The following is a 21,743-nucleotide window of genomic DNA, read 5'->3' as shown; positions in this document are numbered from 1 at the left end:
AGCGCTCCGATCGGCCGCAGGGGGACCGCCCCACCTGGCAGGACCGCCGGCCGTCTGGTGACCGCCCGCAGCGCTCCGATCGGCCGCAGACCGACCGTCCGCGTGGCGACTGGCAGGACCGCCGGCCGTCTGGTGACCGCTCTCAGGGCAGTTGGCAGGACCGTCGGCCGTCTGGTGATCGCCCCCAGCGGTCGGACCGTCCGTCCGGTGATCGCCCGCAGCGTTCGGATCGGCCGCAGGGGGACCGCCCCACCTGGCAGGACCGCCGGCCGTCTGGTGACCGCCCGCAGCGCTCCGATCGGCCGCAGGGGGACCGCCCCACCTGGCAGGACCGCCGGCCGTCTGGTGACCGCCCGCAGCGCTCCGATCGGCCGCAGGGGGACCGTCCGCGTGGCGACTGGCAGGACCGTCGGCCGTCCGGTGACCGTCCGCAGAGCGACCGCCCGCGTCGGGATTGGCAGGACCGTCGGCCGCAGGGCGACCGCCCGCAGCGCTCGGACCGTCCGCAGGGGAGCTGGCAGGATCGCCGGCCGCAAGGCGACCGGCCCCAGCAGTCCGACCGGCCGCGGGGCGACCGCGCCGAGTGGCGGGACCGCCAACCGTCTGGTGATCGCCCGCAGCGTTCGGATCGGCCGCAGACCGACCGTCCGCGTGGGGACTGGCAGGACCGCCGACTGTCGGACGACCGACGCTCCGGCTCCGGCCGCCCCGGTGGGCAGTCGGACCGCCGTCCGCCGGTGCCGCGCGGGCCGGAGATCCCCGAGTGGGCCGATCCGCGACAGCTCGACGCTTCGATACGAGCGGCCCTGCGCGGTCTGGACCCGCGCAACTCCGCGCAGGTCGCGGGGCATCTCGTGGTCGCCGGCAGCTTGGTCGATGAGGATCCTGAGACGGCCCTCGCGCACGCTCGTGCGGCTCGGGACCGCGCATCGAGGCTCGCCGTAGTGCGGGAAGCCGTCGGAGTGGCCGCCTACCACGCCGGTGACTTCGCCGAAGCAGCCCGTGAAATCCGTGCGTACCGCCGCATGAGCGGCGACGACGGTTACCGCGCGGTTCTCGCCGACTGCGAACGGGCACTGGACCGACCCGAGGTGGCGCTTCGGCTCGTGGCCGAGGCGCTCACCGAGGGCGTGGACGCCGAGGAAGCCGTCGAGCTCCGCCTGGTGGAGGCCGGTGTGCGCGGTGACCTCGGGGAGCACGCGGCTGCGCGGCTCGTCCTCGAGTCGGCTCTCGGCGGGCGGCCGGACCCGGCCGGGTTGGACGCGGATGACGCCGGTCAGCTGCGGCTGGCGGCTGCCTACGCCGAACTGCTCCGCGCCCAGGGCGACGGCGAGCGCGCTGACGAGTGGCTGGCCGCCGTGGCGGCGATCGACCCCGAGCTGGCCGGCGAGGAGCTCGGCGTCGAGTTCAGCGAGCTGTTGGAAGAGGCGCTGGACGACCCAAGCGGCCGTGGGCCGGAGCAGTCGTTCGGCGCGGAGCCGGACGACGAAGGCACGGACGACGAAGGCGCGGATGACGAAGCGGCGGTCGCCGAGGCCCCGGACGTCGACGAGCCGGACGACGCCGCACCCGGCAACGAGGTGGTTCGAAAGTCCTACGCCAGCTTCGACGAGGAGGTCGAGGCAGAGGTCGCCGAGTTGCTGGGCGAGACCGAGCCTTCGGACACCCCTGCCGGAGATCCCGGCAACTGACCTCTGACAGGGTCGCCGCGTCCATCCACATGCGGGCGCGGCGTCCACAGATGGGTTCTGGGTGTCCCCGGTGCTCCCCGGACGAGCAAGGCTGCGGTCATGACCGTGGCTGTGATCGATCGCAACGACGTGGTGCTGCGGGGGCGGATGTCCGCGCCGGCGGAGCTCCGGACGCTCCCGAGTGGTGACCTGCTCCTGACCTTCCGGCTGGTGGTCCGCAGGCCCGTCCCGCGGGCCCGCGGCCAGTCGGTCGACGTGCTCACCTGCATCACCTACGACCGTGGGCTGCAACGGCGGATCGCGGTGTGGCAGCCCGGCGATGTCGTGGAAGTCGAAGGAGCCCTCCAGCGGCGCTTCTGGCGAACAGCCTCCGGCACGGCCTCGGTCTGCGAGGTCAACTGCCGGCGTGGCCGGAAGGTCCCTCGGTCCGCCGCCCGGACGGCGGAGGAGACGGCGTGAGCGGCGTCCGGTACGCCGCTCACCCGTCCAGCGGGCGGAGCACCAACCCGGTGCGGGGCTTCGGGACGAACAGCGTCGACTTCCGTGGCATCCGCGCACCCGCACGGGCGACGGTGGCGACGTCGGTGGGGGAGGGCGCGCGCAGCAGGACCGCCACTCCCGCCTGCTCCACCGCCGTATCCACCGCTTCCTGCAGGCCGTGCGCGATGAGCACGGAATCGACGGTGTCGGGGCGCCCCCACAGATGCTCGACCAGCCCGTGGTGGGCGAGCACGACGTCGAGGTCCTGCCAGGCCGCCGGGGCCTCGGCCGGGACCGCGGCCCGGACGTCGGCGGATGCTCCGGTCAGCCGCACCAGTCGTCGGCCGTCGGTCAGGAGCAGCCCGCGCTCGGCCGGGTCGTCGAGCCACGACCTCGCGGCCGCGACGACCGCTGCCGGTCCGGTTCCGTCGACGGGTATCTCGGCTGTGACGAAACCTCGGCGGGCGGCTTCGACGGCTGCGGCGAAGGGCAGTGTGGGAACCACCCGGTGAATCGGCTGCACTCGGAGTCCGCCAGGTCCCATCGGCGTGACCAGCGCCAGAACCGCGCCATTGCCCGACGCGCTGCACTGTGCGCCGGCATTGGCCCGTGCCGCTGCGAACCGGTGATGCCCGTCGGCTATCACTGCGCCGGTCCGGCTGAGCGCCTGGACCACGGCATCGATGACGACGGGCGAGGTGACCCGCCACAGCCGGTGCGCGACCCCGTCGGCGTCTCGCACCTCCATCGTCGCCGGCGTCTGCCGGAGGGTCTCCGCCACCTCGACGACGGCGGGTTCGGGATCGTGCGCCAGCACGATCGGCTCGAGGTCGGTCCGGGTGGCCGCGAGCAGCGCGCGCCGTTCCTCCACCGCCCGGGGGTAGGTGTCTTCGTGCGGAAGCACCGCCGTGGAGTCCTCCGACGGCAGCGTCACCGCGCCCAGCCAGCCAACGGTGGCCGGGACCCCGTGCGGTGGCTGCAGCTCGTACAGCCACAGCGCCGCACGGTCGTCGCGCTCGAGGACGCCCTCGCGCTGCCAGACTCGCAGGGTCTCCGCAGCCAGCCCGGCCGTGGTGCCCGCTGCGCCCTCCGGTGCGTCTACCCGGGGCAGGATCAGGCGCACGATGTTGTGCGGGTGGGCCTCGGCCAACTGGTCGCGACCGGCAGGCGTTACCAGGTCGTAGGCTGGCGAGCTGACCCGCGCCAGGTGGTCGTGATCGTGCTCTCGGTAGGTCAGCGCCCGGAACGGCCGCATCTCCAGCCCTGGGCCGGACCGAGGAGCTCGAGGACCTGCCGACGACGGGAGCACGACGAGAATCGTAGGAGGGGCCCCGGCGTCGTTTCCGGCCGCGGCCGGGAATTACCGCCGACCTGGCACCCCAGGCCGCGGCCGAGCGGCGGAGAAGGGGGGAGCGGTGTCCGAGGCCGGACGTCAGGAGGGCGGCGCTGGCGGTTCCGGCGCTCCCGACGGCGATGTCTACGAGTGGTACCAACGCGGCCTTGCCTTGCTGGAGAAGCGGCACCCCGACGCTGCGGCCACCCTGCTCGCCCGCGCGGCGGAGGCCGAGCCGGCGTCGCGCAGCATCCGGGAGGCGCTGGCGCGCGCGCAGTACGACGCGGGCCGGTACGGCGAGGCGATGGCCAGCTTCGCCGCCCTCATCGCCGCGAATCCGACCGACGACTACGCCCGGTACGGCCTCGGACTGGCCGCGGGCCGGGCCGGAGACCTCCCGGTCGCCGCAGAGCATCTGGCGCTCGCGGCCGCGATGCGCCCCGAGCTGGCCCACTACGGCCGGGCGCTGCGCGAGGTGCGCGCCCGCCAGAACAGGAGATCAGCGTGAGCGGGTACGCCCCCACCGCGGCGGACCAGGGCCTGGCGGCCGGTTCCCCCGAGCCGCCCAGCGCGCGGTACGACGTGGCGCTGCTCGACCTCGACGGTGTCGTCTACGTCGGCTCTGCGGCGGTGCCAGGAGTGCCCGCAGCGTTGGCCTCCGCCCGGTCGGCCGGGATGCGCCTGGGGTTCGTGACCAACAACGCGGCGCGCACGCCCGAGGAGGTCGCGGCTCACCTGACCGACCTGGGCGTTCCGGCCGATCCGGTGGACGTCATCACCAGTTCCCAGGCGGCCGCCGCCGTGGTGGCCGGGTTGCTCGGCCCCGGCGCGAGGGTGCTCCCGGTCGGGGGTCCCGGCGTGGCCGCCGCCCTGGCAGCGGCGGGTCTCACCGTCGTGGCCGGCGCCGGGGACGCGCCGGAGGCGGTCGTCCAGGGGTATGGGCGCGAGGTCGGCTGGGCCCAGCTGGCCGAGGCGGTCGTCGCCGTCCGCGCCGGCGCCCGGCACGTGGCCACCAACGCCGATGCGACCATCCCGTCGCCCCGCGGCCCGCTGCCGGGGAACGGAGCCATGGTGGGCGTCGTCCGTGGTGTCACCGGGATCGAACCGCTGATCACCGGAAAACCGGACCCGGCCATGCACGCCGAGTGCGTCCACCGCACCGGCGCCCGGCGCCCGCTCGTGGTGGGGGACCGGCTCGACACGGACATCGAGGGCGCCCGACGCGCGGGTGCGGCCAGCCTGCTGGTCCTCTCCGGGATCACCGACGGGGCCACCCTGCTGGCCGCAGGTCCGGGGCGTCGGCCCGATCTGCTCGCCCCGGATGCGTCGGGGGTGCTGCTGCCCCATCCGCCCGTGACGGCGGACGACCAGACGTGGCGGTGCGGGCGGTGGTCGGCCCGCCTCGCCGAGGGCGCCGGCGCGCTCGAGCTCATCGGCCCGGACGGGAAGGACCGGACGAGAGCCGGTGACCCCGCGACGGACGGGCTCGACGGTCTGCGCGCGCTCTGCGTCGCCCACTGGGCGGTGCACGCCGACGACGGCGCCCCGGCCCGGGTTGTCGCCACGGGGGCGGCGGGGGCCGAGGCGCTCAGGCGCTGGGGGCTGGACCGGTCCACGCCCTGCTGAACGGCCGCGAAGTCACAGGAGCTTGCGCAGGCGCAGCAGGTCCCGCAGCCCGGCCTCCAGCTTCACCCGGCCGGCGGCCCACGCCGATCCGAACGCCAGCCGGCCATCGGTGAGCGCGACCAGGTCGTCGCTGGTCATCGTCAGCCGGATGTCGGCCTTCGGGACACCCGGGCTGTCGTCGACGGCGTGCAGATCCCGCACCGAGCCCGAACTCAGCCGGCCGAGCACCACCTGGGCGAGGTCGGTGAGCCGGCACGACAGGCTGCGGTCCAACCCCGCCGCCGCGGGGTTTGCGGCGAGATCGCCGAGGATCCCCTTCAGGGCGGTCATGCACTCATCCATCGTGGCCACGAGGGCGGTCTCCCCTGGGATCGGCAGCGGTCCGGGCGTCCCGACGCTATCGCGCCGATCCGTCCGGACCGTCCGCGTCCGCTCCGGCCGGTAGCCTTCGCAGTAGACGCCGCCACGGGCAACAGCCCTGCCCGTGCCGGGCCGCCCGTCCCGGCCGCCCGATGTCCCGCCGACCACGAGAGGCGCACATGACCGAGCCCACCGCGTCGCGACCGGTGCCGGGGCCCTATCGGCCGGCACCCGTGCCGCCGCCGGTCCCGGCTCGCGACGCGGCGGCCGATCCCACGCCCCACGTGCACCCGTCCACCCGCGCGGCCGACCCGGCGCCGGGCGAGACCGGTGACCCCGCGCCGGATACGGGCGGTGACACCCCGCTGGCCGACCTGGCGGAGCTTCCGGTGGCCGATCACGTCGCCGTCTTCGAGTCCGAGCACGCGCGCCTGCAGCGCGAGCTCGGCACGATCGACCGACTCTGATGGCCCGTCGAAGCCGACTCGACGCCGAGCTCGTCCGGCGTGGCCTGGCCCGGTCCCGTGAGCACGCGGTGTCCCTGATCGCCGAAGGGCGCGTCGCGGTCGCCGGGCAGGCGGCGACCAAGCCGGCCACGGGGGTCGAGGCGGGGACGCCCGTGGTCGTGCGCACCGACCCCGACCAGCCGTCGTGGGTCTCCCGGGGGGCCCACAAGCTCCTCGGCGCGCTGGAGGCCCTTCCCGTCGCCGTCGAGGGCCGGCGCGCGCTGGACGCCGGGGCCTCCACGGGCGGTTTCACCGAGGTGCTGCTGCGTCGCGGCGCCGCCGAGGTCGTCGCCGTCGACGTCGGTTACGGGGAGCTCGCCTGGTCACTGCGTACCGACGACCGGGTGCGGGTGCACGAGCGCACCAACGTCCGGACGCTCACCCCTGGGGCGATCGACGGGCCGGTGGACCTCGTCGTCGCCGACCTGTCCTTCATCTCGCTGCGCCTGGTGCTGCCCGCGCTGGCCGCCTGCGCCCGGCCGGATGCCGACCTGCTGCCCATGGTGAAACCGCAGTTCGAGGTGGGCCGCGAGCGATTGGGCGCCGGGGGAGTGGTGCGCGACCCGGAGCACCGGGTGCAGGCGGTGCTGGAGGTCGGACGTGCCGCGGAGGCCCTGGGCTGGGGGGCCGCCGGGGTGGTGGCCAGCCCCCTGCCGGGACCCGCCGGGAACGTCGAGTTCTTCCTCTGGTTGAGGTCCGACGCCGGGCCGATCGAGGAGGACACCGTTCGTCGAGCAGTTCAGGAGGGACCGCAGTGAGCAAGCCGAGCACCGGTACACCGGAGGAGCAGCGGCGCCGGCGGGTCCTGCTGACCGTGCACACCGGACGGCGGGACATCGTGGAACTCGCCCGGACCTCGGCCGCACGCCTCATGCGTGGCGGTATCAGCGTGAAGATCCTCGAGGACGAGGCGCCGGACCTCGACATCCCCGACGCCGAGGTGGTGCCCTGCGACGAGTTCGCGGCCAAGGACGCCGAGATCGTCATGGTCTTCGGCGGAGACGGGACCTTCCTGCGCGCCGCCGAGCTGGCCCGCTACACCGACGCGGCGCTCATGGGCGTGAATCTCGGGCGGGTCGGCTTCCTCGCCGAGACCGAGCCCGAGGCGGTGGAGGAGACGCTCACCGCCATCGAGGACTGCGAGTACTCGGTCGAGGAGCGGCTGGCCATCCAGGTCGACGTCCTCGACGGCGCCGGCACGGTGGTGGGCGGCACCTGGGCGCTCAACGAGGTCTCGGTGGAGAAGGCCGAGCGGTCCCGCGTGCTCGACGTCGTCATCGCGATCGACGGCCGGCCGCTGACCAGTTTCGGATGCGACGGCGTGCTCTGCGCGACGCCCACCGGGTCGACGGCCTACGCCTTCTCCGCGGGGGGGCCGGTCGTGTGGCCCGACGTCGCGGCGCTGCTGCTGGTGCCGACCAACGCCCACGCGCTGTTCGCCCGCCCGTTGGTGACCTCGCCGAACTCCGTCCTCACGGTCGCGGTCCCGGCCGACGGCAACCGCGCCCGGGTCTCGGCGGACGGGCGGCGGACGGTGGAGGTGCCCGACGGCGGACGGGTCGACGTGCGCCGCGCCAACCGGCCGGTACGCATCGCGCGCGTGCACTCCGCCACCTTCGGCGACCGGCTGGTGGCCAAGTTCGGGCTCCCGGTGCGCGGTTTCCGCGACGCCCGGCGCGCCGGACCGGGGCACGAGCTGTTCACCAGCCGCAACGTCCTCGACCGGGACGTCGTGGACGTCGATGGTAAGGACGCCGGCGGTACCACCCGGGAGGTGAGCGGTGGCGGCACGCACGAGGACGTTTGAAAGAGGACCCTCCTGCCCCCCACCCCTCGCTGACGCTCGGGGCGGGTCCCTGCAGGAGGGCCGTTCCAGCACGTCACCTGGGCGGCTGTCGGAACTGCGCATCCGCGGCCTCGGGGCCATCGACGACGTCACCCTGGAGCTCGGCCGCGGCCTGACGGTGGTCACCGGGGAGACCGGCGCAGGCAAGACCATGGTCGTCACCGGGCTGACGCTGCTCTTCGGTGGCCGGGCCGACCCCGGGCGGGTGCGAGCCAGCGGGCGCGCGGGGGTGGAGGGTCGCCTCGAGCTGCCGCCGGACTCCCCGGCCTGGGCGCGGGCGACCGATGCCGGAGCCGACCCGGACGACGACGGCAGCCTCATCCTGGCCCGCACGGTGAGCGCCGAAGGCCGGTCCCGGGCCTTCCTCGGTGGGCGCAGCGTCCCGGTCGGCGTCGTCGCCGAGCTGGCCGAGGGCCTACTGGCCGTGCACGGGCAGACCGACCAGTTGCGGCTGTCGCGCCCGGCCGAGCAGCGCCGCGCGCTGGACCGCTACGCCGGGCCGGCGCACCTCGCCCTCCTGGAGGGCTACCGGGCGGCGTACCAGCGCTGGCGGGCACTGGCCGCCGACCTGGAGCGCCGTCACGGTCAGGCGCGGGAGCTGGCCCAGGCCGCCGACGTGCTCCGGCACGGGCTCGAGGAGATAGCCGCCGTCGCGCCGGAACCAGGGGAGGACGAGGCGCTCGACACCCAGGCGAAGCGGCTCAGCGACGCCGACGCCCTGCGCGCCTCCGCCGACGAGGCCCGCACGGCGCTGATCGGCGATGTCACCGGCGACCTCGGCGGCGGTGAGCTCCCGCAGGACGCCACCGCGGCGCTGGCCATCGCCGAACGGGCGCTGGCCGCCTCCGACGACCCCACGCTGATCCTGCTGGCGCAGGACCTCGCCGACGCCGTGGCCGTCGTCTCCGACGTCGCCGGGCAGCTGGCCGGCTACGTCGCCGACCTCGACGCCGACCCCGGCCGGCTCGCCGAGGTCCTCGACCGCCGGGCCGCGATCACCGCGGTGGTCCGGAAGTACGCCGACCCCGGGGCGGGGGTGGCCGGGGTGCTGGCGTGGGCGGAGGACGCCCAGCGCCGGCTCGCGGAGCTCGACGTGTCCGACGAGGCGCTCGAGGCCCTCGCCGCCGAGCGGGACGCCGTCCGGGCCGAGGTGGACCGGCTGGGCGCCGAGGTCTCCGCCGGACGCAGGGCCGCCGCCGAGGGGTTCGCCGCCGAGGTCGGCCGCGAGCTGGCCGGGTTGGCGATGAAGAGCGCCCGGGTCTCGTTCAGCATCGACAGCCATCCGGACGAGCCCGGCCCCGAGGGCGTCGACGAGGTGGCGTTGCTGCTGGCAGCGCATCCCGGTGCCCCGCCGCGACCCGTCCACAAGGGGGCTTCAGGGGGCGAGCTGTCCCGGGTGATGCTGGCGATCGAGGTCGTCTTCGCCGGCGCCGACCCGGTGCCGGTGATGGTGTTCGACGAGGTCGACGCGGGTGTCGGTGGGCAGGCCGCAGGGGAGATCGGCCGGCGGTTGGCCCGGCTGGCCCGGGATCACCAGGTCGTCGTCGTCACCCACCTGGCGCAGGTGGCGGCGTTCGCCGACACCCACCTGGTCGTCGACAAGTCCCCGGACACCGGTGCGGGCGTCACCGCCACCGACATCCGGTCGGTCGAGGGCGAGGACCGGGTCCGGGAGCTGGCCCGGATGCTCTCGGGACTGGCCGACAGCGACACCGGTCAGGCGCACGCCCGCGAGCTGCTGGCGGTCGCCGCAGCCGGTCGCTGACCGCGGCCTCCCAGGTCGGGTGACGGGGGAGTGCCGCGGTCGGTGCCGGGGTAGGAGCTGCCGGTGACCTGCTTCTCCTCCACCGACGAGTCGGCGCACTACGGCCTGTCGGTGTGCATGCTGCTCAGCCAGTACCGCGACCAGCTGGGATGGGCGGCCGACGGCGTCGAGGAGCTGGGCACCGGTGACGCGACCGCGATCGCCGACGTCGTGCGGGCACTGCCCGGTCTGCGGGTGCGCAGTTTCGACGTCAGCGCCGCGTCGGTGGACGTTGCGCGCGCGAACATCGCCGACCGGGGCGTGGCCGACCGTTACACGGTCGAGGTCGGTGACTTCTTCGACCAGGCGGACTCCGCCGGTGGCCCGCAGACGTCGACGGTCATCTCCAACCCGCCCTACATCCCCGCGCCGGACCGGGGCATCCTCATGCCCGAGCTGTGGGGCGGCGTGCGGGGCAACGACCTGGTGGTGCAGTTGCTCAAGGCCGGCTACACCAACGTCGTCTGCGCCCTGGCCAGCTACTCCGACCCGGAGGCGACCGTGCGCACGGCCCAGGACCTCGGGTACCGGGTGGTCAACTTCCTCGCCATGGGGCTGGACTTCGGGCCCTACAGCTCCGAGCCGAAGGTGCGCGAGCACATCCGCCACCTCTGCCGCGAGGGGCGCGGCTGGGCCGGGGAGGACGACTACATGGTGGCCATCACGCTCTTCACCCGGAACCCGGACCTCCCCGGTGACCGCGCGGACCAGCTGTTGAGGTCGCTGCAGCTGTCCTGACGAGCGGGTGTCCTGACGAGCGGGGCCCGGAGGGTCCCCGAGGAAGGACAAGAAGGCCGCGGCACCGACCGATCCGGGCCGGGACCGGCGGAGCAAGACGAGAGCCGCCCTGCGAGGCGCCGCGACGAGGGGGCCCGGAGGGTCCGCGAGGAGGGGTGGGAAGGGCTCCACGCAGCAGGGGGACGGCTCCTGGTTGCGGTGTCAGCCGGAGGCTGACTTTTTGGCATAGCCGGCGAGGCCGAACTGCAGCAGCGCCAGGCCACGGCGGCCCTGACGGCGGAGTTCAGCCGACAGCTCCGGTCCGTTGACCCCCGCGAGCACGCGGTCCCGCGCCAGTTCGAGGAGCGAGGCGTACAGGCCGAGCACCGCGTGCGCGGCCAGCCACGGTTCGATCTGCCCGGACTGCGCGCCGGTCTCCTCGGCGATGAGCTCGGCCAGCGAGCCGGTCAGCTCACCGAGGATCTCCCGCTCGCGGATCTGCAGCGTGCGGCTGTCCCGGATCACCCGGGCCATGGCCGCCACACCGTCGGCCGCTTCCGGCGAACCCAGCAGGCTCACCGCGCCGACGACGAAGCTGCCGGCCGCCGCGGAGACCGACTCCCCGGCCGGGCGCCGGCGCACCGCGTCCAGCAGCGCCGCCCGCATGGGCGGGTCGGCCTCGAACACCAGCCCTTCCTTGACCGGGAAGTGGTTGAAGACCGTCTTCTCGACCACGCCGGCCCGCTGGGCGATCTCCACGACGCTCACCGCCTCGAAGCCCCGCTCGGTGAACAGAGCGCTTGCGGCATCGACGATCCGGTCGCGGGTCTGCTGGCGGCGGCGCTCGCGGATGCCGGAGCCGCGCCGCGTCCGCCGTTCCCGGCCCGGTCCGGCCGCGTCACCGTCGGTGACGTCGTCGGCGACCGGCGCCTCGGCGCGGCCGGTGGGCCGGGCGCCAAGGGTGGGGGAGCCTGCGGCCCCCGTCCCATGGTCGTGGCCGGGTTCACCGCGCACCGGTAGCGGGACCGGCGGCCGGGGCGCGGCCCGGGTGACGGGAGGAGTCACGGCCGGCGCGACGGGTTCCGTCTCCCCGGGAGGCGCGGATCGGCCCAGCTCAGGGTGGGGTACAGCGCGGATCACGGCACCGCCGACGGCCGCCGGGGCGTCCGCCTCCGGCGCCGGGAGGGATGCTGCGGTCGTCAGGGCCCCGGCCACTCCAGTCACATGCGCAACGTTAGTCACAACTCGGTAACGGTCCGGCCGACACGGTGGCCGAAGCGGCACGGGCGTGTCGCCCGAAGGTGGTGTCGCACACGGTGCGTGATCGGAGCGTCGCCGAGGCGCGTCGGAAGGCCGGGCGGCTCGGCGCGCGTGGCAGCATGCGGTGTCATGCGCATCGGCACCGTTCGCCGCGGCCGGGCACAGGACAGCGGGCCCGGCGTCGCCGGCACCGTCCGTCTGGACCGCCGCACCAAGAACCTGACGAAGCGGTTGCGCCCCGGCGACATCGCCGTCATCGACCACGTCGACATCGACCGGGTCAGCGCCGACGCACTCGTCGGCTGTCGGGTGGCGGGGGTGGTCAACGCCGCACCCAGCACCTCGGGTCGGTACCCCAACCTCGGCCCGGAGATCCTGATCAACGCAGGCGTCCCGCTGCTCGACGACGTCGGCCGGGACGTCTTCGCCAAGCTCAAGGAAGGCGACGGGGTCCGGCTGGACGGCAGCCGGCTCCTCGACGAGAACGGCACCGTCGTCGCCGAGGGCACCGCCCAGGACGCCGGGACGGTGGCCGCCGCCATGGCCGAGGCCAAGGCCGGTCTCTCCGTGCAGTTGGAGGCGTTCGCCGCCAACACCATGGAGTACATGAAGCGCGAGCGCGCACTCCTGCTCGACGGTGTCGGCGTCCCCGACGTCACCACGTCGATCGAGGGCCGGCACGTGCTCGTGGTCGTCCGCGGCTACGACTACAAGGAGGACCTGCACGCCCTCCGTTCCTACATCCGCGACTACCGCCCGGTGCTCATCGGCGTCGACGGCGGCGCCGACGCGCTGGTCGACGCCGGCTACTCGCCCGACATGATCATCGGCGACATGGACTCGGTGAGCGACGACGTCCTCCGGTCCGGCGCCGAGGTGGTCGTCCACGCCTACGCCGACGGTCGCGCCCCCGGCCTGGCGCGGGTGCAGGACCTCGGCGTGGAGGCCATCACGTTCCCCGCGGCCGCCACCAGCGAGGACATCGCCATGCTCCTGGCCGACGAGAAGGGCGCCACGCTGATCGTCGCCGTCGGCACCCACGCCACGCTCGTCGAGTTCCTCGACAAGGGCCGCGGAGGCATGGCCTCGACCTTCCTCACCCGCCTGCGCCTGGGCGGCAAGCTCGTCGACGCCAAGGGCGTCAGCCGCCTCTACCGCAGCCGCATCTCCACCACCGTCCTGGTGATCATGGTGCTGGCCGCCCTGGCGGCGATCGGTGCCGCTCTCGCCGTTTCCGCAGTCGGCCGGGTGTACGTCGACCTGCTGCTCGACCAATGGAACAGCTTCGTCTTCTGGCTGGAGAACCTCTTCTCGTGATCGACTTCCGCTACCACCTGGTGTCCCTGATCGCCGTCTTCCTGGCCGTCGCGCTGGGCATCGTCATCGGGACCACCGCCCTCAACGAGCCCATCGAGGCCGGCATCGAGGGACAGGTGGCCGACCTCGAGCAGGACAAGCGGGCGCTGGAGGACCGCACCCAGGAGCTCGAGGCGCAGCTGGAGTCCGGCCAGGCGTTCGAGGAGGCCGTGGGCCCCGTGCTGGTCGAGGGCACCCTCGCCGACCGCAGCGTGGTGCTGGTCCCCACGAACGAGAGCGTCACCGCCGAGACGGTGGAGCAGGTCACGGCGCTGGTCGACCAGGCCGGCGGATCGGTCAGCGGCGTGGTCCGCCTCCAGCCCGAGTACAGCGACCCGGCCACCACGGCGGCGCTGCAGAGCTACGTGACCGGCTCCGGGCTGCCCGCGGGCATCCAGCTGCCCGAGACCGGCGACGCCGAGACCCTCGTGGCCTCGCTGCTCTCCCAGGTGCTCGTGATCCCGCCGGGTGGTCCGGTTCCCGACACCGCCGCCCTTTCCTCGGTGCTCGCCGGGCTGACCTCCCTCGACGTGCTGGTCCCCGAGGGTGCCTCGGTGGCGCCGGCCGACCACGCGATCGTGCTCACCGGCAGCGGGTTCAACGGGGACGACGCCGACCAGCGCAACGCCGCGCTCGTCGAGCTGGTGACGGCCCTGGACTCGCGCGGTGCCGGCGCGGTCGTTGCCGGGGACGCTCCGTCGGCTCGGGAGAACGGGCTGATCGGCGTGCTGCGGGCCGACCCGGCCCTGGCCGCGGCCATCTCCACCGTCGACAACGTCGGGACCGTCCTCGGGCGCATCAGCACCGTGCTGGCGCTGGGCCAGGAGTCGCTCGGCACGTCCGGGATGTACGGGACCGGCGAGGACACCCAGCCGGTGCCGCCGCTGCCCGCCGCCGCGCAGTGAGCGCCCGGCACCTCGCTCGGACCGCACTGGCCGGGGCCGTCCTGGGCCGGGCCGCCCTGACCGCGGGCGCCGCGCTGATCGCGCGGCCGGCGGGCCGGCCGTGGCGACGCACCAATTACGCCGGCCGGCCGGTGAGCCTGCTCGGTGGCCCGGTGCTGGCGCTGTCGGCCACCGCGACCGCGGTGCTGGGTGCGCCGCCCGGAGCCCGTGCCGCGGCGGCGGTCGTCGGTACCGTCTCCGGTCTGGTGGGTGGCTACGACGACCTCGCCGGTGCCCGTCCGGAGCAGGCGCGCGACAAGGGGCTGGCCGGCCACCTGCGTGCGCTGCGGGAGGGCCGGGTCTCCGCCGGCGCCGTCAAGGTCGCCGGCATCGGCACCGCCGCCGCCGTCGCCGCCCTCCTGACCCGGAGCCGCGACCGCGGCGCCGGTGCGCTGGTCGACGGCGTGCTCACCACCGGGCTGGTGGCCGGCTGCGCCAACCTGCTCAACCTCCTGGACCTGCGCCCGGGCCGCGCGGCCAAGGTCGGGGCCCTCGCCGCCCTCGCAGGGCTGCCCGGACCCGCCGGCGGGCTGGTCGCGGGGCCGCTGGGCGCCACGCTCGCGGTGCTGCCCCACGACCTGAGGGAGCGGATCATGCTGGGGGACTGCGGCGCCAACGCCCTCGGCGCGCTGCTCGGTCTCCGGCTCACCGAGCTGCCCTCCCGCCCGGCGCGGGCCGCCGCACTGGCCGTGGTCACCGGGCTGACGCTGGCCAGCGAACGGGTGAGCTTCACCCGCGTCATCGAGGCCACGCCGGGCCTGAGGGAGCTGGACCGCCTCGGTCGCCTGTCCTCGTGAGCGAGCTCGCGAGCTCACCAAGGGGCACAGCAATGCCGCGGACACGGCCGACGAGCGCCAGCGAGGAGAGTCCGTGAACGCGCGGCGGGTCGCAGGCGGCGTGGCCGGGGCCGCCGCGCTGATCGCGGGGCTCACCGTGCTGGCCCGCACGGCGGGGTTCGGCCGCACGCTGGTCTTCACCAACACCGTTGGCGCGGACAGCACCGGCGACGTCTACCTCGCGGCGAACAACGTCCCGAACATCGTGTTCGAGGTCGTCGCCGGCGGCGCACTGGCCAGTCTCGTCGTCCCCATGCTGGCCGGCGGTATCGCCGCCGGCGACCGGGAACAGGTCCGGCGCACCGCGTCCGCGCTGCTGGGCTGGACCCTGCTGCTGCTCGTCCCGCTCGCGGCCCTGCTCGCGCTGTTCGCCGAGCCGATCGCGCGGCTGCTGCTCGGCGGCGGCGAGGAGGCCGAGGTCGAGCTGGCGGCCCGCTTCCTGGTGGTCTTCGCGCCGCAGGTCGTCCTGTACGGGATCGGCATCGTTCTCACCGGAGTGCTGCAGGCCCACCGGCGGTTCGCCGGTCCGGCGGTGGCGCCGCTGCTGTCCAGCCTCGTCGTCGCGGCGGCGTACCTGGTCTTCGCGGCCATGGGCGGGGCACGGGACGTCGCCGACCTGTCGACGCCGGCCGAGCTGGTGCTCGGCGTCGGGACGACGCTCGGCGTCGTCGTCCTCAGCCTCAGCCTGCTGGTGCCGATGCGCGGGCTCCGGCTGGGGCTGCGGCCGGCGCTGCGCTTCCCGGTGGGTGCGGCACCCCGCGTCCGGCGGCTGGCCCTGGCCGGAGTCCTGACCCTCGCCGGGCAGCAGCTGCTCGCGGCGGTCGCCATCCGGCTGGCCAACGACGGCGCACCCGACGGCACGCAGGTGGTGTACGCCGCCGGGCTCACGGTCTTCCTGCTGCCGTGGGCAGCGCTGGCGGTGCCGCTTGCGACGTCGGTCTACCCGGCGCTCGCCGAGCGCGCGGACGACCGGGACGAGGCCGGATACCGCCGCGTCCTCGCGCCGGTCGTGGTGCTCACGGTGGCGGCCTCCGCCGTCGCGGCGGCCGCCCTCGTCGCCGCGGCCGGCCCGATCGCCCGAATATTCCTCGCCGCGGAGCCGGCCGAGGAGGTCGTGGCGCTGCGGGACACCGTCGTCGCCTTCGCCCCGGGACTGCTCGGCTACGGCCTCGTGGCCGTGCTGACCCGGGCGCTGTACGCCCGCGGCCTGTGGCGGTCTCCGACCGTGTGCGTGCTGGGCGGCTGGCTGCTCGCCGTCGCCGCCGACGTCGTCCTCGCCCGGATCCTGCCCGCGGCCGACCGCGCGCTGGCGCTGGCGGCAGGGCACACGCTGGGGGTCACCGTCGCCGGGGTCGGCCTGCTCGGCGTGGTGGCGCGGGTCGCCGGCCCGGCGTCGCTGCGCGGGCTGGGGCGCAGCGGCCCGGTCGCGCTGCTGGCCGCCGTCCTCGCCGGTGGCGCCGGTACCTGGCTGGCGCGGGAGCTGGGTGCCGACCCGGTGCCGGAGGGCAGCGTCCTGGCCACGGTGGCCACCGGGTTCCTGGCCGGGGGCGCTGTGCTCCTCGTCGCCGCGGCCGTCATGATGGGCACGGCCCGCGCGCAGCTCGTGGGCGCGTTCCGGGAGTTGCGGTCGACGGGCGGGCAGGAGGTGCGCGGTGGCTGAGCCGCCCCTGCGCGACCGCCGGATCAGCGAGGTGCTCGCCACCAGCACCGGCGGGGTCGGCACCCATGTGCGGTCGCTGCTGCCGTCGCTGGCGGCATCCGGGGCCGCCGTGCGGGTGTGCGGGCCACGAGCCACCGACGAGCTGTTCGGCTTCTCCGGTCGGGGCGCGTCCTTCACGGCGGTGGAGATATCCGCCGGTCTCGCGCCCGCCGCCGACATCCGGGCCGTGCGGGCGCTGCGGCGTGCGGTCGCCGGCAGCGAGCTCGTGCACGCCCACGGGCTGCGGGCCGGTCTGGTCGCCGCCGCCGCGCGCCGCCTCGGGAGCCGCTCCACCCGGCTGGTCCTCACCTTGCACAACGCCCTGCCCGAGGGCGGCGGGCTGCGCCGGCGGCTGCTCGCGCAGGCCGAGCGCGCGACCGTGCGAGCCGCCGACGTGGTCCTCGCCGCATCGGAGGACCTGGCCGAGAACGCCCGCCGGCAGGGTGCCCGCGACGTACGGCCGGCGCCGGTCTCGGCGCCGCCGCTGCCGGGGGCGACGCGGACCCGTGTCGAGGTGCGCGAGGAGCTGGGCATCGTCGACGACCGGGCCCTGGTGGTCGCGGTCGGGCGGCTGCACCCGCAGAAGGGCTACGACGTGCTCCTGGACGCGGTCGCCCGCTGGTCGGCCGACCAGCGGCTGCACCCGGCGCCGTCGGTGGTCGTCGCGGGCGACGGCCCGCTGCACGACGAGCTGGCCGACCGCATCCGCGCCGACGCCCTCCCGGTGACCCTGCTCGGCCGCCGCGACGACGTCGCGGACCTGCTGGGTGCCGCCGACCTCTGCGTGCTCCCGTCCCGCTGGGAAGCCCGGTCCCTCACCGCCCAGGAGGCCCTCCGGGCCGGCGTCCCGCTGGTGGCCACCCGCACCGGCGGCCTGCCGGACCTGCTGGGCGCGGCCGCCGAGCTGGTTCCGGTCGGCGACGCCGGTGCGCTGGCCGAGGCGGTGGTGCGGGTGCTCCGCGACAGCGCCCACGCCGCCGACCTGGTCGAGGCCGGACGGCGGCAGGCAGCCACCTGGCCCGACGAGGAGGCCACGGCCGCCCAGCTGGTCGGGATCTACCGCGAGCTGCTGGGGCCACCGGCGGCCCGACCGGGCCCATGACCGGCCCGGCCGTGCGGGCGCTGCACCGGGCGGTGGCACTGCTCCTGCTGGCCCTCACCGCCCTGGTCGCCCTGCCGGCGGTCGCCGGCGCCGAGCAGCCGGTCGCGGCCGACCGCGTCGTCGTCGTGGGCGTTCCCGGGCTCACCTGGTCCGACGTCGACCCGCAGGCCACCCCGGAGCTGTGGGCGCTGGCGGAGGAGTCGGCGATCGGCGCGCTGTCGGTGCGCGCCGCCCGCTCGACCAGCTGCCTGCTCGACGGCTGGGCGACCCTCGGCGCCGGGAACCGGGCCCGGTTCCCCGGCACGGACGACGGGTTGCCTCCCGTGCCGCTGCCCACCGTTCCGCTGCCCGACGGGGATGCGCCGCCCAGCGGTGACGGGCCGGAGGACGGCACGGACGTGGCGGACGAGGAACCGCGACTGGACACGTCCCTGACGCACTGCGGCCTCCAGGAGCGGGTCGCCGGGGTCGCCCTGGGGGACCCGGTGGCCACCGTCGCCCGGATCGCGGAGGACCCGGGAACGGTGCGCTTCGGCGCGGAGCCCGGAGCCCTCGGTGCAGCCGTCGGCTGCGCCTCGGTCGTGGGCCGGGCGGCCGCCCTGGCGGTGGCTGCGCCGGGGGTCCGCCTGACCACGGAGAGCACGCTGCCCACCGACGCGGCGGAGCTGACCGACGTGCTGACCGGCTGCCCGCTGACCCTGGTCTCGCTGGACCAGCTCACCGACGCCGGCGCGCCGGGTCCCGAACCGACCGACGACGGCACCCGGCCCGAGCCGCGGGCCGCGGCGCTGACCCGGATCGACGGGGCCCTCGGCCGGTTGCGGGCCGCCGTGGACGGCCTGCCCGGGGACACCTTGCTCCTGCTGGCCGGGATCTCCGAGGTCAACGACGGACGGTCGCAGCTGCACGTGGGCATCGCGCAGGGCCCGGGCTTTCCGGAGGGCTGGCTGTTCTCGGCGAGCACCGGCCGGGCGCCGTTCGTGCAGCTGATCGACGTGGCGCCGACCGTGCTGAGGGCGCTGGGCCTCGATCCGCCCGCGTCGATGAACGGGCAGCCCATGCGCAGCACGGACGAGCGGCCGGCGCTGGCCCGGGCCGTCGCCGAACTGGAGCGGGTGAACGTCGCCGCGTACACCCACCACCGCAACACCGGGGGGTTCTTCTGGACCTTCGTGGCCGTCGGCGCGGTCGTCGTCCTCCTCGGGGTGATGGTGGTCAGCGGCGGCCGGCCGCTGCACCGGCTGCGTTCGTGGCCGTGGGCCCGGCCCGCGCTGCGGCTGCTCTGCCTGGCGGCCGCCGCGCTGCCGGTGGCGACCTATCTGGCGGGCATCGTGCCGTGGGAGCGGACCGCCGCGCCGCTGGGCGTGCTGGTCGGCTCGGTGGTCGTCGCCGACCTGGTCGTGGCCGCGGTGGCGGCGGGCGGGCCCTGGCGGCGGCACCGGCTCGGTCCGCCGCTGGCCGTCCTCGTGGTCACGCTGGTCACCCTGCTCGCGGACGTGCTGACCGGATCGCGGCTGGAGCTGAACGCGCCGCTGGGCTACGACGCGATCGTGGCCGGGCGGTTCACCGGCTACGGCAACCTGAGCTTCGGGCTGCTGACGGTGAGCGCGCTGATGGTCACCGCGGCGCTGGCGACGGCAGCCGGCCGGCGGGCCGCCCCCGAGCGGCGGCGCGGCCGGGTCGCGGCCGTGGTCCTCGCCGCCGGTCTGGTGACCGTCGCCGTCATCGGGGCGCCGGGGCTCGGCCGCGACTTCGGCGGGGTGCTCGCCGCCCTGCCCGGCTTCCTGCTGCTGGCGATGCTGCTGACCCGGGTGCGGGTGACGGTGCTCCGGCTGGCCGCGATCCTCGCGGCAGCCGTCGTCGCCGTCGGGACCGTCGCGGTGCTGGACTGGCTGCGGCCGCCGGGGGAGCGCACCCACCTCGGGCGCTTCGTCGAGCAGGTGCTCAGCGGTGAAGCGCTGACGGTCATCAGCCGCAAGGCCTCGGCCAACGTCGGCATCCTGCTGGGCAGTCCGCTGGCCTGGATGCTGCCGGTGGCGCTGGTGGCCGCGGTCTGGCTGCTGCGTCCCGGCGGCCCCCTGCGCAGCGCCGGGCGCGGGGCGCCCCGCGGGCCGGGCGGCCTGGACGCGGCCGACACCGCCGTCCTGCGGGCCGCGCTGCTGTCCACCGCGCTCAGCCTGTCGATCGGCGCCGCGGTCAACGACTCCGGCGTCGCGGTCCCGGCGACCGCCGCCGCGCTGCTCGTACCGCTGCTGGTCTGGCTGGCAGCCGTGCCGGGGGAGGGCAGGCCCGAGGGCGTGGAGTCCGCGGGTGGCACTGCCCACTCCGGCCCGGCTGACGGCGCCGGCCGTGTTACGGTCGTCTCCCGTGGGTCGACCGTCTGGAACGCATGATCACACCGGGAACAACAGCCTCCTTCTCCACAACACCCAGCCGACGAAGTTCGTCTTCGTCACCGGCGGCGTTGTGTCCTCGCTCGGCAAGGGGCTGACAGCGAGTTCGCTGGGCGCCTTGCTCTCCAGCCGGGGGCTGCGCGTCACGATGCAGAAGCTCGACCCCTACCTCAACGTGGACCCGGGGACGATGAACCCGTTCCAGCACGGCGAGGTGTTCGTCACCGAGGACGGCGCGGAGACCGACCTCGACATCGGCCACTACGAGCGGTTCCTCGACACCGATCTCTCCGGCCGCGCCAACGTCACCACCGGCCAGGTGTACTCGGACGTGATCGCCAAGGAGCGCCGCGGCGAGTACCTCGGCGACACGGTGCAGGTGATCCCGCACATCACCAACGAGATCAAGGCGCGGATCCTGGCCGGCGCCGACAGCGCCGAGCGCGTGGACGTGGTCATCACCGAGATCGGCGGCACGGTCGGCGACATCGAGTCGCTGCCCTTCCTCGAGGCCGCGCGCCAGGTGCGCCACGAGATCGGCCGGGACAATTGCTTCTTCCTGCACATCTCGCTGATCCCCTACATCGCGCCGTCCGGTGAGCTGAAGACCAAGCCGACGCAGCACTCGGTCGCCGCGCTGCGCAGCATCGGCATCCAGCCCGACGCCCTGGTCTGCCGGTCGGACCGGGAGATCAACGAGGGCCTCAAGCGCAAGATCAGCCTGATGTGCGACACCGACCCCGAGGGGGTTATCTCCTGCCCCGACGCGCCGTCGATCTACGACATCCCGAAGGTGCTGCACCGCGAGGGCCTCGACGCCTACGTCGTCCGCCGGCTCGGGCTGCCCTTCCGCGACGTCGACTGGACCGTGTGGGGCGATCTGCTCGACCGGGTCCACGCCCCCAGGCAGACCGTCACCATCGCGCTGGTCGGCAAGTACATCGACCTGCCCGACGCCTACCTGTCGGTCACCGAGGCCCTGCGCGCCGGCGGCTTCGCCCACCGCAGCCGGGTGCAGATCCGCTGGGTGCCGTCGGACGACTGCGAGACGCCTGAGGGCGCAGACAGGGCGCTGGCCGGCGTCGACGGCGTCTGCATCCCCGGCGGGTTCGGGGTGCGCGGGATCGACGGCAAGCTGGGTGCGATCCGGCATGCCCGGGTCAACGGCATCCCGACCCTGGGCCTGTGTCTCGGACTGCAGTGCATGGTCATCGAGACCGCCCGGAACCTGGCCGGCATCGACGGTGCGAACTCCACCGAGTTCGACCCCGAGACCCCCGCCGCCGTCATCTCCACCATGGCCACGCAGCTCGACGTGGTCGCCGGCCGGGGCGACATGGGCGGCACCATGCGGCTGGGCAGCTACCCGGCGCACCTGCAGAAGGGCTCGGTCGTGGCCGCCGCCTACGGCTCGTGCGAGATCACCGAGCGGCACCGGCACCGGTACGAGGTCGCCAACGCCTACCGCGACCGGCTGAGCGAGGCCGGCCTCGTCTTCTCCGGCACCTCGCCCGACGGGACGCTGGTGGAGTTCGCCGAGCTGCCCCGGGAGGCGCACCCGTTCTTCGTCGGCACGCAGGCCCACCCGGAGCTGAAGAGCCGCCCGACCCGGCCGCACCCGCTGTTCGCCGCGTTCGTTCAGGCCGCCGTCGACTACCAGGAGGCCGCCCGGCTGCCGGTGCCGGTGGACCAGGACCAGCAGGTCGGCGTCTGATGGCCGTCGAAGACGACGGGCGAGCGAGCATGCAGAGAGGCGGCCGCCGACAGGGAGTGAGCATCGCAGCGAGCGC

Annotated in this window: 19 protein-coding genes; 16 read left to right on the top strand and 3 right to left on the bottom strand. The window is 75.1% G+C overall.

Going from position 1 to position 21,743, the window contains the following annotated elements; all coding sequences use genetic code 11:
- The first annotated feature begins 944 nt into the window (after positions 1 to 944).
- Positions 945 to 1,691 carry a hypothetical protein gene (locus QOZ86_RS00580; RefSeq protein WP_284490000.1) on the top strand — a complete coding sequence of 249 codons (747 nt, stop codon included), beginning with the start codon at positions 945 to 947 and terminating at the stop codon, positions 1,689 to 1,691.
- A 99-nt stretch (positions 1,692 to 1,790) separates the two neighbouring features.
- Entirely contained in the window at positions 1,791 to 2,150 is a 360-nt protein-coding gene (locus QOZ86_RS00575) for a single-stranded DNA-binding protein (protein WP_284489999.1), read from the top strand.
- A gap of 19 nt (positions 2,151 to 2,169) precedes the next feature.
- On the opposite strand, the gene QOZ86_RS00570 is transcribed toward QOZ86_RS00575, so the two are convergent.
- Entirely contained in the window at positions 2,170 to 3,426 is a 1,257-nt protein-coding gene (locus tag QOZ86_RS00570; protein ID WP_284489998.1) for a DUF1015 family protein, read from the bottom strand.
- A gap of 160 nt (positions 3,427 to 3,586) precedes the next feature.
- Between QOZ86_RS00570 and QOZ86_RS00565 the strand changes: the two genes are divergently transcribed.
- On the top strand, positions 3,587 to 4,012 hold the full coding sequence (locus QOZ86_RS00565; RefSeq protein ID WP_284489997.1) for a tetratricopeptide repeat protein: 426 nt from the start codon (positions 3,587 to 3,589) through the stop codon (positions 4,010 to 4,012).
- Positions 4,009 to 5,130, top strand: coding sequence for an HAD-IIA family hydrolase (locus QOZ86_RS00560; RefSeq protein WP_284489996.1), 1,122 nt, complete (start codon positions 4,009 to 4,011; stop codon positions 5,128 to 5,130). Before QOZ86_RS00565 ends, QOZ86_RS00560 begins: the two co-directional genes overlap by 4 nt.
- Positions 5,131 to 5,142: 12 nt before the next feature.
- Here the strand turns inward: QOZ86_RS00560 and QOZ86_RS00555 are convergent, their stop codons facing one another.
- Positions 5,143 to 5,460, bottom strand: a complete 318-nt coding sequence (locus tag QOZ86_RS00555) for an SCP2 sterol-binding domain-containing protein (RefSeq protein WP_284489995.1) — start codon at positions 5,458 to 5,460, stop codon at positions 5,143 to 5,145.
- A 209-nt stretch (positions 5,461 to 5,669) separates the two neighbouring features.
- Between QOZ86_RS00555 and QOZ86_RS00550 the strand changes: the two genes are divergently transcribed.
- From QOZ86_RS00550 to QOZ86_RS00530, 5 genes are all read left to right on the top strand, one after another.
- Positions 5,670 to 5,957, top strand: a complete 288-nt coding sequence (locus QOZ86_RS00550; RefSeq protein WP_284489994.1) for a hypothetical protein — start codon at positions 5,670 to 5,672, stop codon at positions 5,955 to 5,957.
- A complete protein-coding gene (locus tag QOZ86_RS00545; protein ID WP_284489993.1) occupies positions 5,957 to 6,754 on the top strand; it encodes a TlyA family RNA methyltransferase in 798 nt (265 codons plus the stop codon). The genes QOZ86_RS00550 and QOZ86_RS00545 overlap by 1 nt, the downstream gene beginning before the upstream one ends.
- Positions 6,751 to 7,803 (top strand): NAD kinase, encoded by a 1,053-nt coding sequence (locus QOZ86_RS00540; protein ID WP_284489992.1) that lies wholly within the window; start codon positions 6,751 to 6,753, stop codon positions 7,801 to 7,803. Before QOZ86_RS00545 ends, QOZ86_RS00540 begins: the two co-directional genes overlap by 4 nt.
- Positions 7,778 to 9,607 (top strand): DNA repair protein RecN, encoded by a 1,830-nt coding sequence (gene recN / locus QOZ86_RS00535; protein WP_284489991.1) that lies wholly within the window; start codon positions 7,778 to 7,780, stop codon positions 9,605 to 9,607. The genes QOZ86_RS00540 and recN overlap by 26 nt, the downstream gene beginning before the upstream one ends.
- 63 nt (positions 9,608 to 9,670) lie before the next feature.
- A complete protein-coding gene (locus QOZ86_RS00530; protein ID WP_284489990.1) occupies positions 9,671 to 10,384 on the top strand; it encodes a class I SAM-dependent methyltransferase in 714 nt (237 codons plus the stop codon).
- Positions 10,385 to 10,585: 201 nt separating this feature from the next.
- On the opposite strand, the gene QOZ86_RS00525 is transcribed toward QOZ86_RS00530, so the two are convergent.
- Positions 10,586 to 11,377, bottom strand: a complete 792-nt coding sequence (locus tag QOZ86_RS00525; protein WP_284489989.1) for a TetR/AcrR family transcriptional regulator — start codon at positions 11,375 to 11,377, stop codon at positions 10,586 to 10,588.
- A 375-nt stretch (positions 11,378 to 11,752) separates the two neighbouring features.
- Here QOZ86_RS00525 and steA point away from each other — a divergent pair, with 375 nt between their 5' ends.
- The 7 genes from steA to pyrG all read left to right on the top strand — a co-directional run bounded on the left by steA (position 11,753) and on the right by pyrG (position 21,667).
- Positions 11,753 to 12,940 carry a putative cytokinetic ring protein SteA gene (steA, locus tag QOZ86_RS00520; RefSeq protein ID WP_284489988.1) on the top strand — a complete coding sequence of 396 codons (1,188 nt, stop codon included), beginning with the start codon at positions 11,753 to 11,755 and terminating at the stop codon, positions 12,938 to 12,940.
- On the top strand, positions 12,937 to 13,884 hold the full coding sequence (locus tag QOZ86_RS00515; RefSeq protein ID WP_284489987.1) for a copper transporter: 948 nt from the start codon (positions 12,937 to 12,939) through the stop codon (positions 13,882 to 13,884). The genes steA and QOZ86_RS00515 overlap by 4 nt, the downstream gene beginning before the upstream one ends.
- Positions 13,881 to 14,720 (top strand): hypothetical protein, encoded by an 840-nt coding sequence (locus QOZ86_RS00510; protein ID WP_284489986.1) that lies wholly within the window; start codon positions 13,881 to 13,883, stop codon positions 14,718 to 14,720. The genes QOZ86_RS00515 and QOZ86_RS00510 overlap by 4 nt, the downstream gene beginning before the upstream one ends.
- 73 nt (positions 14,721 to 14,793) lie before the next feature.
- Positions 14,794 to 16,419 (top strand): murein biosynthesis integral membrane protein MurJ, encoded by a 1,626-nt coding sequence (gene murJ, locus QOZ86_RS00505; RefSeq protein WP_284489985.1) that lies wholly within the window; start codon positions 14,794 to 14,796, stop codon positions 16,417 to 16,419.
- Positions 16,412 to 17,560 carry a glycosyltransferase family 4 protein gene (locus tag QOZ86_RS00500; protein ID WP_284489984.1) on the top strand — a complete coding sequence of 383 codons (1,149 nt, stop codon included), beginning with the start codon at positions 16,412 to 16,414 and terminating at the stop codon, positions 17,558 to 17,560. The genes murJ and QOZ86_RS00500 overlap by 8 nt, the downstream gene beginning before the upstream one ends.
- Positions 17,557 to 19,953, top strand: a complete 2,397-nt coding sequence (locus tag QOZ86_RS00495; protein WP_284489983.1) for an alkaline phosphatase family protein — start codon at positions 17,557 to 17,559, stop codon at positions 19,951 to 19,953. The genes QOZ86_RS00500 and QOZ86_RS00495 overlap by 4 nt, the downstream gene beginning before the upstream one ends.
- The gene (gene pyrG / locus QOZ86_RS00490; RefSeq protein ID WP_284489982.1) at positions 19,928 to 21,667 is read left to right on the top strand and encodes a CTP synthase; all 1,740 of its coding nucleotides are present in this window, start codon (positions 19,928 to 19,930) and stop codon (positions 21,665 to 21,667) included. Before QOZ86_RS00495 ends, pyrG begins: the two co-directional genes overlap by 26 nt.
- Positions 21,668 to 21,743: the final 76 nt, after the last annotated feature.

It is taken from the genome of Blastococcus capsensis (assembly GCF_030165005.1).
In the GTDB taxonomy this organism is placed as follows: Bacteria; Actinomycetota; Actinomycetes; order Mycobacteriales; family Geodermatophilaceae; genus Blastococcus; species Blastococcus capsensis.
This window is presented reverse-complemented; position numbering and strand designations above follow the sequence as displayed.

What these genes read in the sequence shown, in the direction of transcription:
- QOZ86_RS00555 (WP_284489995.1), bottom strand. Translation starts at nt 5,460, where the DNA reads ATGACCGCCCTGAAGGGGATCCTCGGCGATCTCGCCGCAAACCCCGCG.
- steA (WP_284489988.1), top strand. Translation starts at nt 11,753, where the DNA reads ATGCGCATCGGCACCGTTCGCCGCGGCCGGGCACAGGACAGCGGGCCC.
- QOZ86_RS00550 (WP_284489994.1), top strand. Translation starts at nt 5,670, where the DNA reads ATGACCGAGCCCACCGCGTCGCGACCGGTGCCGGGGCCCTATCGGCCG.
- QOZ86_RS00570 (WP_284489998.1), bottom strand. Translation starts at nt 3,426, where the DNA reads ATGCGGCCGTTCCGGGCGCTGACCTACCGAGAGCACGATCACGACCAC.
- QOZ86_RS00575 (WP_284489999.1), top strand. Translation starts at nt 1,791, where the DNA reads ATGACCGTGGCTGTGATCGATCGCAACGACGTGGTGCTGCGGGGGCGG.
- QOZ86_RS00545 (WP_284489993.1), top strand. Translation starts at nt 5,957, where the DNA reads ATGGCCCGTCGAAGCCGACTCGACGCCGAGCTCGTCCGGCGTGGCCTG.
- QOZ86_RS00495 (WP_284489983.1), top strand. Translation starts at nt 17,557, where the DNA reads ATGACCGGCCCGGCCGTGCGGGCGCTGCACCGGGCGGTGGCACTGCTC.